Genomic DNA, 13,270 nt, shown 5'->3' with positions numbered 1-13,270 from the left:
GAAAAGATTGAATTTAGCCACTATAAAAATATAGCAAAAGGTATGGATAATAATAACCTGGGTATTATTGGTAGTGAAGAATGGTGTGTGTTCGAAGAATTGGGAATTCCGGCCATTAAGGCAAGGGTAGATTCTGGAGCAAAAACCTCTTCAATACAGGCAAATAATATAAAGGTAATCTCTAAGGGCGCCCATGAATGGGTAAGGTTCGAGGTTAACCCCTTACAGGATAATAGGAGCATTAATATAGAATGTTTGGCTAAATTGGTCGATAGAAGAACCGTAAAAAGTTCTTCAGGGATATCCGAAGAGCGGTTTGTGATCAAAACACCTGTAAAAATAGGAGAGAATGTTTTTGAGATAGAACTGACCCTTGCCAATAGAGATACCATGGAGTACAGAATGCTTTTGGGAAGAGAAGCTCTAAACGACCGTTTTATGGTGAATTCTGCGATTAGCTATAGCTTCAAGGAGTTTTCGGAAGATGAAATAGCCGAAAAATACGCCTCCCAGGTTAAGGAAAAAACTGGACTCAAGATTGCGATTTTGGCCAGTAACCCCGCCTTGTACAGCAACAAAAGGTTGATGGAAGCCGGAGAGGCCAGAGGACACGAAATGGTATTTCTAAACGTGGAGCATGCCTATATGAAATTGGATGCCAATTCTCCAGAGATCCGCTATAGAGGCGGTAATATATTGAATGAGTTCGATGCTATTATTCCGAGGATTAAACCAGCAGTTACCTTTTATGGCTGTGCCTTAATTAGACAATTCGATAATTTAGGGGTGTATTGCCTAAATTCGGCCGAGGCCATCACTCAATCCAGAGACAAATTATTTGCCTCACAACTATTTTCTAAAAACGATATTCATATTCCGATTACCGGTTTTGCTAAATCGCCCATGGATACCAAGGACCTGATAAGAATGGTCAACGGGGCTCCGCTAATCATTAAGCTTTTGGAAAGCACACAAGGAAAAGGGGTGGTTTTGGCAGAAACCAATAAGGCCGCAGAAAGCGTTATCAACGCCTTTAAAAGTGTACAGACCAATATTCTGGTGCAAGAGTTTATCAAAGAAGCTAACGGTCAGGATATCCGTTGCTTTGTGGTCAATGGCAGAGTAGTGGCTTCTATGCAGCGCCAAGCAGAAAAAGGCGAGTTCCGAGCTAATATCCACCAAGGAGGAAAAGCCTCGGTTGTGAAAATTACTGCCGAAGAAAAAAAGCTGGCCCTCAAGGCGGCCAAAGTATTGAACTTAGCAGTGGCAGGAGTCGATATTATTCGATCTAATAAAGGACCCTTGCTGTTAGAGGTGAATTCTTCCCCAGGATTGGAAGGGATAGAAAATGCTACTGGAAAAGATATTGCCAATGCCATGATAATGGCTATTGAACGGAAAATTAAGTTCAATCAGTAGGATAGTGAAATTCTGATTAAAAAGATCAGGTATAAACTGTCGTTAAAAAAAAAGACCTAAAACAATTCGTTTTAGGTCTTTTTTTATGAAGTAAATTAGTTTTTTAAATTTTCTAACATTTCTACCGTGGTCTGTTCCAAGGTAAATTGTGCTTTCCAATTCCAGTCTTTTTGTGCTTCCGTGTCATCGATACTGCTTGGCCATGAATCGGCTATGGCCTGTCTAAAGTCGGGCTCATAATCAATCTCAAAGTCAGGTATATGTTTTTGGATGCTCTGAGCAATTTCTGCTGGAGTAAAGCTCATAGCGGCCAAGTTATATGAAGAACGTTCCTTAATGTTATCGGCATCACTTTCCATAATGTCTATGGTAGCTCTAATAGCATCGTCCATGTACATCATAGGCAATTTGGTCTGCTCCCCTAAGAAGCAGGTGAATTTTTTACCCGCAAGGGCACTGTGATAAATGTCTATGGCATAATCGGTAGTACCTCCCCCTGGTAAAGTTTTCCAACTAATCAGGCCTGGGTAACGTACGCTTCTTACATCTACGCCGTATTTCTTGAAATAATAAGAACACCAACGTTCTCCAGATTGTTTACTGATACCATATACGGTCGATGGTTCCATAATAGTATGTTGCGGCGTGTCTTCCTTAGGGGTATTTGGTCCGAAAACAGCAATACTCGATGGCCAAAATATTTTGCTGATCTTTTTGTCTTTAGCTAAATTTAAAACATTAAAAAGAGAATTCATGTTTAAATCCCAAGCCCGCATAGGAAACTTCTCTGCGGTGGCACTTAACATAGCAGCCATTAAATACACCTCGTCAATTTCGTAGTGCATTATTACATTTTCAATGGCCTGATAATTGGTAGCATCCAAAATTTCAAAAGGACCAGATGCCATCAAACTTTCGTTACCTTCTCTTATATCACTGGCAACTACTCGGTCATTACCGAATTTTTCCCGTAATGCCAAGGTCAGTTCTGTTCCGATTTGCCCACATGCTCCTATAATAAGTATCATTTTTTGCATTAAATTGTAGTTAAATAAAAATTTTGGCTAAGATAGCTTTTATTAAAATTTGTACATTCGCTATATGGCAAAATTATTTTCAATTACCTTGGCCTTCTTATTGTTGGCCGCCTGTAACCAGGATAAAAAAAATGTGGTTTCCAATGAAACCGTTGACACTTTCTTTAGTGTAGACTCGCTTCCAAGACCCAATACCTTAAATAGTAAGGCTAGTTTAGAGGTAAAAGATTGGGAAGCCTTTAATCGTTTAGAAACTGCTTTTGAGTCCTTGTACAAGGTCGCGAACAGGGAAGATTTAAAGCTGGTCATCGAAGATTTGATAGAGAAGCAAAAGTTGGTGGCAGGATCTCCATATCCGGAAACATTCGATGTCCCTCAGGTAAAAAGCAGGCAAAAAGTTCTTGAAACCTTTATCCTAAAAACAAAAGGAGATTTGGAATATAGGGTCGATACAAAAGAGGCTACCATAGAAATGATACATGCCTATAACGCTTTTAGAAATCAGTTTAACGTCATGGTAAACAGCGCCATGGATTCTACACTTATTTTCGATGAATAGACTTTTTATAGTAGGACTAATGACCATTTTGTCGTCTTCGCTTTGGGCGCAAAAGGCTACAGTAGCATATAAAACCGCAATTAATACCACCTTAAACGATTGGCATAAGGCGGCTGCCGAAGCGAATTTTCAGGGGTATTTTGATCTTATGTCCGAAGATGCCGTTTTTATCGGGACCGATGCTCATGAAAATTGGCAGAAAGAAGCTTTTATGGCCTATGCAAAACCTCATTTTGATAAAGGAAAGGCATGGAGTTTTACGGCTGTAGAAAGAAATATTTACAGCAATGCGTCCCAGGATATCGTTTGGTTTGATGAATTGCTAGATACCCAAATGAAACTTTGCCGTGGCTCTGGGGTATTAAAAAAGATCGATGGAGAATGGAAAATTGCCCATTATGTGCTTTCTCTGGTAATCCCCAATGAAAATGTTTCAGAGGTGGTGAAGCTAAAACAAGAGAAAGATGATGCCGTAATTAAAAAACTAGGAGCGCAGTAGCGTAATTTTTTTAAAAGTGATAAAAAGAAACAGGCTTTTCCTTAAAAGTAAAAACCCACCGATCGGTGGGTTTTTTGTAGCTTTATAATAGCGCTAATAGGGTAGGATACTATTTTATTTTGGTGCTTGAAGCTCTTGTTTTCTGGCTTCCAAGGCTTGTTTGCTTAGGCTGGCCAAGTTAAAATTAGGATCTAATTTTAGGGCTTCTTCAATGGTAGCCAAGGCTTGGTCCGGATTGTTTTGATCCTTATTAAACTCTACCAAAGCCCTTAGGTGCAATAGGGCAGCCTTTAAAGAAACTTCATAGGGTTGTTGCCTTTCATAAAACGCATATTTCATATCGTCCTGTGCATTGGCAATGCCGTAGGTTATATTTTCAGTTGCCCCTTTGTCGTCCCCGACCTGAATCTTTAGATCGGCCATTTCATAGGCTAAATAGGCATTAGGAGATCTTTTAAAAAGAATTTCAAATTGTTCCAATGCCCTTTTTGGCTGGTTTAAAGCCTTCAAGGACATGGCTTTTACCTGTACTCCTAAATCCGAATCCGATTCGTTTTTTTCGATACCGATGGTATTTAGCGCCTGTAAATATTGGTTGTCATTAGCATAAATATAGGCCAAGGTGTCCATGCGTTCTTTGCTGGGAACAAGTACATTTAAGTGTGTTAAGGCATTAATGACCCCATCTACATCGCCTTGGAGTCTCATTTGGTCGTAAAAGGCCTCATAGTGTTTGTATAGGTCACTTTTAGTTTGTGCCTGATTGGCAAAGCCTGTCAGAAGCAAGAAAACCAGTACTGCGTTTTTCATTATTTTCTATTTTAGTTCATCAAAACTAATAAATTATTCCCATCCATTTACCAAGAGGGATATTTATCCTTAGAGGAGCAAAAAAAAAGGGATGCCAAGGAGCATCCCTTTTAAAATTTGTTATGTAATAATCGCACTAACAAGAAATATGTTCTTCCGGTTTTATGCTAAAACTGTGCATTAGTTTGGCATAAAAGGGACTGTTTTCGAAATCTAGTTCAATACAAGAGTTTAAAAATTCATTTAAATTTTGATAGAGTAGGTTGGTTCTAAAAGTCGGTACCATAAGAGTGCCCGTTGCAACATCACTTTCATGGTCGTCTAAAACAATATCCATATAGACTCTTTTACGATGATAGTCTATGGATACTTCTATGGCATTAAAGTTTTTTTTAACTAGTGCTATATGAAATTCTTGAAAGCGCTTGGGTATGTTTGGTTGGGAACAACTTTTATCAATTAAGGCCTTCAAAGCCACTCTGAGTTTTTGTGGTTCTAACCTTTCTTTTTCCATGATTTTCTGCTTTTTGGTTAGTGTAAAGTTAGCGGACAAATTTTAAACCATTGCCAGAACTAAAGCGACTTTAACAGCTAGCGCCTCGGTTTGTTGTGAAAGTGTGTTTTTTTGTGGTGAACTAACTGATAATCGAGGTGTGAAAAAGATAGTTTTTAACATTATAATGATTACTTTTTATGATTTTGTCGATTTTTTCGGTGCTGTTGTCTAAAAAATTAGGAGGAACAAGGCCTCTTTTTATGGCTTCTTCCGTATAGTAATCTCTTTTTGTCGGATGATGTGGATATACCGCGTTGAAGACATGGTCCCATAGGTCTTTTTTTAGAACGCTCCTTATAACCCTAATACAATCGTTTAAGTGAATAAGATTTATATGCTGATCACCGTTGGTGAGATCTTTTCTTCCCGACAATTGATATACTGGATGTCGGTCTGGGCCAATTAATCCGCCAAAACGGATGATAGTAGTGTTTAGGTCACTGTCGTTTCTAAAAATATTTTCGGAAGCTAGTATTTGTTTGCCGGCCTCCGTGGTGGGTTGGGGCAGGGTATCTTCGGTCAGCGTTCCCTGGGCAGCACCATAGACAGAAGTACTGCTGATGAAAATTACTTTCTTTATAGCGCTAGTTTTTATAGCGGAGTATAAATGCCGCATTTTATCAACATAATTTTCAGAAGTAGCTCCCCTTAATTTAGGCGGAACATTAATTATAAAGACCTCATTATTAGCTAAGAATTCTTGGATGTTTCCACTAATTCCTCCTTCGGATAAGCAAACCTGAAAAGGAACTATCCCACTATCTTGTAGGAGCGTTAATTTATCGGTAGTGGTGGTTGTACCATATACCGTATGGCCATGTTCTTTTAATGATTGGGCTAAGGGCAACCCTAGCCATCCACACCCTATAATACCTATGTTTTTACTCAAAATTTTATGGTTTTAGTGATAATGACTGCATCGTTCAGTACAAAAGGTTTTGGAATATTATCCTCAGGACGCTGCGGAACCGAAAAAAGAGGGTTGTAAAGCAGGTCATTGGAAGCCTCGTATATCGTTAATGCTAAAGTACTGTCTTTGGGGATCGTTAGTTGTAAATGGGTGCCCTCATTATTACTGATGTAATGCGAAATTAATTTACCGTTTGGTCTGTGTTCTAAAAAGTAATCAGATAAGGGTATGGTATTAATGATGGCTTTAGAAATAGGAATGTCGTTGGTAAAAATTTCCAATCGGTTGACATCTCGTTGTGGACTAATAGCGATATCTAAAAAACGGTACGCTCCAATGATGGTGTCCTTGTTCGCGGTAATTAATGGAGGAGGTATAGATTTTAAGGGCGCTGATGACATTTGGGTAAATCCTGTGCCGTATTTGCTGCTTAGGGTCTTGTGCTCATTCGGCTGGGGGTGTTGTTTTTTCTTGTTGATATATTGTGCCGTCCAGTCCGATAAAACATGGTCATAAGTAGCCCAGTGTGCCCGGTTCTTGTCCGCGTCCAAAAGGTAAACCAAACTCGAAGGATTGGCTCTGTCTATGGTGTAGGATGCACTAAAATGTGCCGCTATAAGAAAGCCAATACCCAGGAGTAGACTCAAGGTCGCATATTGTAATTTCTTTTTAAAAGTACCCAGTATAGGTAATAAAAGGAAGAATGTTAAGGTTGTTAATAGGGTGCTGGCGATCATCATTTTTAGCCCTAGGCCAACGGGAAACATTTTTATAAATGGAGAAAATATCCAAATAGCGGGCAAGGCTAATAGGAGCATTAAAATGGAGTGTGGCGATTTTTGGTTGATAAGGATAAATAAGGAGGCAAGTAAACCATAAACAGGAATAATAAAGAAACTACCGCCCTTTAAATAGAACGCTAGTCCGCCACAAATAAGGAGCCACAAGAGTAATGGGGCTACCAGTAAATTTTGAGTGCTTCCCTTTCCAAATTTGTGGTAGCACCAAAAAGTAACACCAACAGAAATCAGTGTGAAAGCAGCAATATAGCTATACCCATTATAGGTAAAGCCGTGTAAAATGTCTTGATATTCGGGGTAGGCCCATTTTAAAACCGGCCATGCAAAGTAGCCCAGGAGTCCATTAATGATCAAGGCAAGAAACAAGGGAATGGCACCCAGGGCAATTTCTTTTATATTCAGTCGCTTCTTTCGCAATCCGAGAATCATTAAAAGGATGAAGAAGACCACTGCCATAAGTAACATGGAGAAAATATACTCAAAGGGGTAGGATACTATTTTAAAAAAGGGAACATTAAAATAAACAGTATCATTTATAGATTTCAATCCCCCTAAATCGACCTCACTAAAATGTTTCAATAGCGGCATAAGGTAACTCCCTTGATGTGCCAAGGTATTCCGGTCTAGTCGGTCGTAATTGTCTCTATAGGTATGGTAATCAAAATGGTCGTCTATAAAGGCAAAATTGAGACCTTCTATGTCCATATCTTCCCTAAAAACAGTAAGGTCGGTATCGTTGGGAAGCATTTTGTAAATGCTGTACACTAGAGAATTGGCAACGGGGAATTGCGGATTGGCCGCCGTGAATTCCTTGATAAGGTTGGCATTTCCTTTATTGGTTTCTATGAGCATATAGGAGGGGCCACCGCTACCACGGGCTTCAAAATTTAAGGCTAGGCCAATTTCCTTTGCCCATGGATGTTGGTTCACAAAAAGGTCGGCTCCGTTAAGTCCCAATTCTTCAGCGTCGGTAAAAAGAATAATGATATCGTTTTTTGGGCGGTTGTTTTCTTGTAAAAAGGCACGGACCCCTTCCAAAATGGTAGCGACCCCACTAGCGGCATCACTGGCCCCTAAAGATGAATGTGGACTACTGTCGTAATGAGAAAGCAATAGTAATGCCTTCCCACGGCTACTGCCTTTTATTCGGGCCAATATATTAGTGGCCTTGCTTAAGTTGCCCCAGTCGCCCGCCGTATACCCTTCCTGAATGCTAGGCTGCAATCCTAGGTTCTTCAATTCTGAAATAAGGTATTCCCTAACATCGGAATGGGCAGGAAACCCGACGGCATGCGGTTCTTTCGACATGTTTTCTACGTGTACAAGAGCGCGGTCCGTAGAAAACTTGGTGTCGGCAATTGGAGTATGGGGAGTATAGGTGGGCATACTACTCTTAAAACTCCAAAAGATGGCCAGTAAAAGCAGTAGTAAACTGCTAACAGAATGAATGTTTTTCATAAAATCTGGATAAAACTTAAAAGTAAGAAATTCTTGGCGTTTAACCCTTTTTGTTTCACATACAGTTATAAAGGGTACGATTTATAAAAAACCAACAATGCTAAAAATGCAATATTTATATTATATAGTTATCAATAAATAGGCATATATATTAATAAGTTGTCTAATTGCGAATAAAGTACTATATTTCAAATTAATCTAAAACGACATTTATGGGAATAAAAAGTTTTCAGGGAGTGCGCAAAGCAGTTAAAAAGGAATTTGATGCTCCCATTTTAGTAGCAGACTATATGACTAAAAAATTAATCACCTTTAAACCGGAACAATCTATTTTAGAAGTGATGGAGCTATTTGCCAAACACCATATTTCGGGTGGACCGGTATTGGATTGTAAAGGCGAACTAATCGGTATAATTTCAGAAGCCGATTGTATGAAACAAATTTCGGAAAGTCGGTATTTTAATCAACCTATATTAGACAAAAACGTAGAGCGTTTTATGAGTACCGAGATAGATACCATTCCGTATGATATGACCATTTTTGATGCAGCAGGAATTTTCGATAAACATAAAAGAAGAAGGTTGCCTGTAATGCAAAATGGTATTTTAGTAGGACAGATCAGTCGTAAGGATATTGTTATTGCAGCTTTAAAATTAAGTGGACACAGTTGGTAGTGCATGCTAGGGGCTTATTCTCGTTTTACAATCATATAATAGTCGTTGTCCAAGGGGAGATATCCCAAATCGTAGACAAAATAATAAGTAGTCCCTTTTTTTGTGGTGTAAAGGTTGGTTAGGTACTCAAAATCAAAGCCTTTGTCCAATAAACGGGTTTTGGTCGTTTTTGTTTTTCCTTCCTTTAAGGGATAACTGTCCAAGACCCTATAATTTTTTCGAAGTCGGTTGTTAATATTTCTGATAAGGTTTTTACTGTCCTTGTTCAATTTGTTATTGTATGAATTGCGACAGTAATCCGAACAGAATTTTTTGTCTATCCGACCCACAATCTTATCCCCGCACTCTAAGCATTGTTTTTCCATTCTTTATTATTGTTAAGTTGGTTGGTGTATAACAGACCTTATTTTTGGTATAGTTCTATCGGTAAATTGTCAGGATCAAAAATAAAAGTGAATTGCTTTTGTGTATTTTCATCCAAGCGTATCGGCTCTGCAACAACGCCATATAAAGCTAATTGTTGCACCGCACTTTGTACATCATCTACTTCAAAGGCCAAATGCCTTAGTCCGGTTGCTTCAGGTCTCGATAATCGATTTGGGGTGTCGGGGAAGGAAAATAATTCTAAAACATATTCCCCATCCAATGCTAAATCCAGTTTATACGATTTTCTTTCCTCTCTATAGACTTCTAGGGTAGGGACTAGCCCAAGGACCTCTACATAAAATTTCTTAGATCTTTCGTAGTCCGAAGCGATTATGGCGATATGGTGTACTTTGTTTAAACTAAGCATGGGTGTTTCTAATTATTCCAGTTCACAGCGTATCCTTGTAGGTTCCTAGTTTTAAAATATAGCCGCTCTTATAGATTAAGAAGGTAAGGGGATTTGGTTTCAGTATCGGGGGATAGGCTCAAGATACAAAATAAACAATTACAAACGACTACCGCGAGGTGGAGTACTACTGAATGCTTATATCGTATTTTTGTAGAAGCCCGCCCACACCTTCTTTGGAGAATTTTGCTTTTTTAAGCCTGTTTTTTTCAGGGTCCAAACTATAGTTAATAGCGGTCCTAAAATCGGTTTTTTCCAATATAGTATTCTCGAAGACTGTTCTTTGTAAATCGCAGTGGTTAAAACTTGCCCCCGTTAAATTGGTTTCCGAAAAATCTACGTCGTGCAATTTACAAGTATCGAAAATTATTTTTTTAAGGGTCATATTGTAGAAAGAAGCCAAGTTTAAGTTGCACTCCTGAAATTTAAAAGACAGCAAAAAAGGATTGCATTTATCGAATCTCAAACCCAATAATTTACATTTTGTAAAGAGAACTTCGTTAAAAGAGGTGTTGGTTATATTGGCATTGCTAAAATCGCATTCCACGAACTCGCACTCCAAAAAACTATTGTTATACACCTCGGCCTCGGAAAAGGAGCATCCTATAAAAGTACAGTTGTCATATTCTCCCTTCGCTAAAGGAGTTAGTGTAAAATCTATGCCCGAAAAGGTTTGGTCTTGGATAAATGTAGGCTTCATTAAAATATTTTAAGTGTTTAAGAACAATCTATTCTTAGTCGGTATTCAGTGACGTCATTTATTTTTAAATGATCTTGAAGCTTGAAAAATAAGGAATTTAGGCCATTATTTTGGAGAATCTAAATAGATAAAATTCTATAGCGCTACCCATCATTGGCATTTTAATTAGGGCGTTCCCTCCTGCGTCGGTCAGGCTCTTGGCTATATCCCTTGCGCTGCTGCGGGGATGCCGCCGCGATCCTTAACGCAAAAATAGTATCTATATTCTTGAGAATACAGGTGTAATCATTGCGGATATTGAGGGAATAGGCATAGGAATGGAGGGGTCCGGGCAAACATAGCCCCATTAAAAAAGATCGGCCATCGCAATAGACGGGCCGATCTTTTTGGTAGTTCTGAAAAGAACTTGCTTTTACTAAAACAGGAGTTACTTATTGTTCCGTGGATACATCCTCATAGTCATCTTCCAAGGTACTAATATCTATCGTAGGCTTTGGTAGGTTCATGGCCTTGATCTCGGCTTTACAGGCATCTACCATTTCTTGGGTCATCTTATAACTATAGTTGCCATAGTCGCTATAATCAAATTCGCCTACATAGAAAAAGCCATATAGATCAAAGAAGTCCGTCAGGTCGGTCTTACTTACTTCACAGGCCGTTTTTACAAAATTCAGTTGGTGTTTTGCTGGGTCATTGCCTCTGTCTCCCCATCCTCCTGCGCGTCTTGGGCTGCCGTTTTTTTCGCGCTTAGCTTCACCTTGTTGGCGAAATGCTTCAAACAGATCGGGGTAGAAATCTGGATTTTCTCCTATACCGGCGAAATACAATTGTAATTGCCAAAACGGAACCACGCGATTAAAAACATCCCCGTCCTGTAAGTAAGAAATCTTGCCGTCAATAATACTTTCCCGCGATTTTTTATAGTTATCCTGGTTAGAAATACGGCTTTTATTGCCGTAGGAAGTGGTCACATACAAGGAGAAAATATTATTACTGACCTCTCCAAGACCACCCCAGTTGAAATACGGACGCAACTGATGTACATGTCCTACTTCATGGCTAAAGCCCCAACATGGGTCCCCAACGATTACACGGCTAGGATCTACCACCATGGCCATGGCATTGCCAGGGTCCGTGCCCATATACGCTACACCATCACCATCCCTAAACATATAATAGTTATAGTTTACACGGGCTAAAATATGGTTTTTAGGTACTTTGTTATACTTGGTCAACCCTAAGATACGGTGTTGCCTATACACTAAGGAGTCGTAATTATTTATGAGCTCCATACCCCTATTGTAGGCGTACTTTTTAATGTCTGCCGCCGGATAAGCAATCTGAATATGTTTTCCACGAGCGTCTACAATTGGATAGACGGCATTGTCTACCAGGTTGTTCCAGTCCGCATCAGTGTCCGTAGCACTATCGAAATAGCCATTTACCGGTGCCGAAGGAAAATGTACCTGAATGGTGTCCTCGTTTTCTGGTTCATCAGAAAAGTAGTCAATGTAGGCTAGGCCATCAAAATCGGTTACGTTCACTATGTTTACCCCGTTTTGAAGTCTAAACTCCTTCTTTTGAATGCCCCATCCGGCAGGATCTTTAGTAGGGTCTATCCCTTCTGGAGCCCTGCGGTTCCAATTAACGATGACTAAACCTACTTCCGTGTCCTCGGCAATGCCATCAACCAATACAAGCTGCTTTCCAGTAGGCACATAAATACCGGTAATGTTCTCGTACTTGCTATAACCGTCCCCGATCATTAGTTGCTGTCCTAAAACAGTAGGAGAAAGGTAGGCATCATAATTTGCCATACGAAAGTTTGCATCATATTCGTGAGCATACAAGGCCTCTGCCGTTGCTCGTAAGCGTTCGTTTTTTATACTGGCGATATCACGTTTTTTAACCTTCTTTTTTAAGGATAGGGCCATTGGAGTTTCAAATACCGATAGGTCGGTGTAAACAGCGGCTATTTCCGTAGCGGATTGACCATGAACTGCAAGAATAAATAAGGAGCAAAAGAGAATGGTAATGAAATTTTTTTTCATGCTTGTATTGATTTTTGTTTTATTAAAAAGGATGGTGTTGTAGTATAGGAAAAGGGAATCGATCATTATTTTGAACAGTGATATCGGTAAAATTTAACTTCTTAAAATTTGATAGGAAGGCAAGAAGCTCTACGGATGTAAATTCCAAAATGAGGGGATTTTTAATTTCTATAAGCATTGCTGTAAATGTATACTTCTAAGGCGATTGGTTTTTTCCGAAGGGAAAGATAATAATTAATATAGATTTCGTTCCCCTAAAGTAAGTCTTTGCTATTCAGTGCTTACATTTTGCTGATATTTTCCATTATAATTCACAAATTTCCCAAAACAGCAAGCATTTTTCTTTTTAGGAACAGAAGTGTGCAAACGACTACAAACGATAACAAGCGAAATTAAATAGTTTTTAACCGAATAACTTTTGGTCCTGGAAGTAGGTTTGTGGTATCAAAAATTATTAACTGTTTAACATTAAAACTTTATTATTATGAACGCACTTAGAAACAGAGTACAGTTGATCGGAAATTTGGGGAACGACCCAGAAATTATTAATCTAGAAGGAGGTGCCAAACTGGCCAAATTTTCCATTGCCACGAATGAGACCTACAAAAACGCCCAAGGAGAGAAGGTTACGGATACCCAATGGCACAATGTGGTGGTATGGGGCAGGACCGCAGAGATCGTGGAAAATTATTTAATCAAAGGCAAAGAAGTTGCTATTGAGGGAAAATTAACGACCAGGTCTTATGAGACCAAGGAGGGAGAAAAGCGGTATGTCACCGAAATAAAATGTAATGAGTTGTTAATGCTGGGCAAATAGGCCGAGTACAGCAATACATGTGAAAGCTCGCTACGACGGTAGGGAGCTTTTTTATTTTTTCCAAAACGATTATAACGGGACAATAAATTTTTAGAGACTGGTAAAAAAATGGCCTCCCGAAATATATCGAGAAGCCATCATATAAAGT

At 39.2% G+C, this 13,270-nt stretch carries 14 protein-coding genes; 5 read left to right on the top strand and 9 right to left on the bottom strand.

Translation table 11 applies throughout. The features are described 5' to 3' along the window. Positions 1-42: 42 nt before the first annotated feature. Positions 43-1,419 (top strand): 30S ribosomal protein S6--L-glutamate ligase, encoded by a 1,377-nt coding sequence (rimK, locus tag HCG49_RS02465; protein ID WP_168467977.1) that lies wholly within the window; start codon positions 43-45, stop codon positions 1,417-1,419. A gap of 95 nt (positions 1,420-1,514) precedes the next feature. On the opposite strand, the gene HCG49_RS02460 is transcribed toward rimK, so the two are convergent. Then, positions 1,515-2,456, bottom strand: a complete 942-nt coding sequence (locus HCG49_RS02460; RefSeq protein ID WP_168467976.1) for an NAD-dependent epimerase/dehydratase family protein — start codon at positions 2,454-2,456, stop codon at positions 1,515-1,517. Between the two features lie 64 nt (positions 2,457-2,520). Here HCG49_RS02460 and HCG49_RS02455 point away from each other — a divergent pair, with 64 nt between their 5' ends. Both HCG49_RS02455 and HCG49_RS02450 read left to right on the top strand, forming a co-directional pair. Continuing rightward, positions 2,521-3,015 carry a hypothetical protein gene (locus HCG49_RS02455; RefSeq protein WP_168467975.1) on the top strand — a complete coding sequence of 165 codons (495 nt, stop codon included), beginning with the start codon at positions 2,521-2,523 and terminating at the stop codon, positions 3,013-3,015. Further along, the gene (locus tag HCG49_RS02450) at positions 3,008-3,514 is read left to right on the top strand and encodes a nuclear transport factor 2 family protein (RefSeq protein ID WP_168467974.1); all 507 of its coding nucleotides are present in this window, start codon (positions 3,008-3,010) and stop codon (positions 3,512-3,514) included. The genes HCG49_RS02455 and HCG49_RS02450 overlap by 8 nt, the downstream gene beginning before the upstream one ends. Before the next feature lie 114 nt (positions 3,515-3,628). Here the strand turns inward: HCG49_RS02450 and HCG49_RS02445 are convergent, their stop codons facing one another. The 4 genes from HCG49_RS02445 to HCG49_RS02430 all read right to left on the bottom strand — a co-directional run bounded on the left by HCG49_RS02445 (position 3,629) and on the right by HCG49_RS02430 (position 8,048). Continuing rightward, positions 3,629-4,324 (bottom strand): hypothetical protein, encoded by a 696-nt coding sequence (locus HCG49_RS02445; RefSeq protein ID WP_168467973.1) that lies wholly within the window; start codon positions 4,322-4,324, stop codon positions 3,629-3,631. 136 nt (positions 4,325-4,460) lie between these two features. Next, on the bottom strand, positions 4,461-4,838 hold the full coding sequence (locus tag HCG49_RS02440; protein ID WP_168467972.1) for a hypothetical protein: 378 nt from the start codon (positions 4,836-4,838) through the stop codon (positions 4,461-4,463). 121 nt (positions 4,839-4,959) lie between these two features. Beyond that, positions 4,960-5,769 carry an SDR family oxidoreductase gene (locus tag HCG49_RS02435; RefSeq protein WP_168467971.1) on the bottom strand — a complete coding sequence of 270 codons (810 nt, stop codon included), beginning with the start codon at positions 5,767-5,769 and terminating at the stop codon, positions 4,960-4,962. Continuing rightward, positions 5,766-8,048, bottom strand: a complete 2,283-nt coding sequence (locus tag HCG49_RS02430) for a M20/M25/M40 family metallo-hydrolase (protein WP_168467970.1) — start codon at positions 8,046-8,048, stop codon at positions 5,766-5,768. The genes HCG49_RS02435 and HCG49_RS02430 overlap by 4 nt, the downstream gene beginning before the upstream one ends. 212 nt (positions 8,049-8,260) lie before the next feature. Between HCG49_RS02430 and HCG49_RS02425 the strand changes: the two genes are divergently transcribed. After that, a complete protein-coding gene (locus tag HCG49_RS02425) occupies positions 8,261-8,722 on the top strand; it encodes a CBS domain-containing protein (RefSeq protein WP_168467969.1) in 462 nt (153 codons plus the stop codon). A gap of 14 nt (positions 8,723-8,736) precedes the next feature. Here HCG49_RS02425 and HCG49_RS02420 read toward each other — a convergent pair whose 3' ends face one another. The 4 genes from HCG49_RS02420 to HCG49_RS02405 all read right to left on the bottom strand — a co-directional run bounded on the left by HCG49_RS02420 (position 8,737) and on the right by HCG49_RS02405 (position 12,305). Continuing rightward, positions 8,737-9,087: a hypothetical protein gene (locus HCG49_RS02420; protein WP_168467968.1), complete on the bottom strand. Its 351-nt coding sequence runs from the start codon at positions 9,085-9,087 to the stop codon at positions 8,737-8,739. A 38-nt stretch (positions 9,088-9,125) separates the two neighbouring features. Continuing rightward, positions 9,126-9,515: a VOC family protein gene (locus HCG49_RS02415; protein ID WP_168467967.1), complete on the bottom strand. Its 390-nt coding sequence runs from the start codon at positions 9,513-9,515 to the stop codon at positions 9,126-9,128. 166 nt (positions 9,516-9,681) lie between these two features. Then, positions 9,682-10,254, bottom strand: coding sequence for a pentapeptide repeat-containing protein (locus HCG49_RS02410; RefSeq protein WP_168467966.1), 573 nt, complete (start codon positions 10,252-10,254; stop codon positions 9,682-9,684). 431 nt (positions 10,255-10,685) lie between these two features. Beyond that, positions 10,686-12,305, bottom strand: a complete 1,620-nt coding sequence (locus HCG49_RS02405) for a M60 family metallopeptidase (protein WP_168467965.1) — start codon at positions 12,303-12,305, stop codon at positions 10,686-10,688. A gap of 484 nt (positions 12,306-12,789) precedes the next feature. Between HCG49_RS02405 and HCG49_RS02400 the strand changes: the two genes are divergently transcribed. Beyond that, complete coding sequence (locus HCG49_RS02400) at positions 12,790-13,122, top strand: single-stranded DNA-binding protein (protein WP_168467964.1); 333 nt, start codon at positions 12,790-12,792, stop codon at positions 13,120-13,122. Positions 13,123-13,270: the final 148 nt, after the last annotated feature.

Origin of the sequence: Arenibacter sp. 6A1 (genome assembly GCF_012272855.1) — a bacterium.
Lineage (GTDB): Bacteria > Bacteroidota > Bacteroidia > Flavobacteriales > Flavobacteriaceae > Arenibacter.
This window is presented reverse-complemented; position numbering and strand designations above follow the sequence as displayed.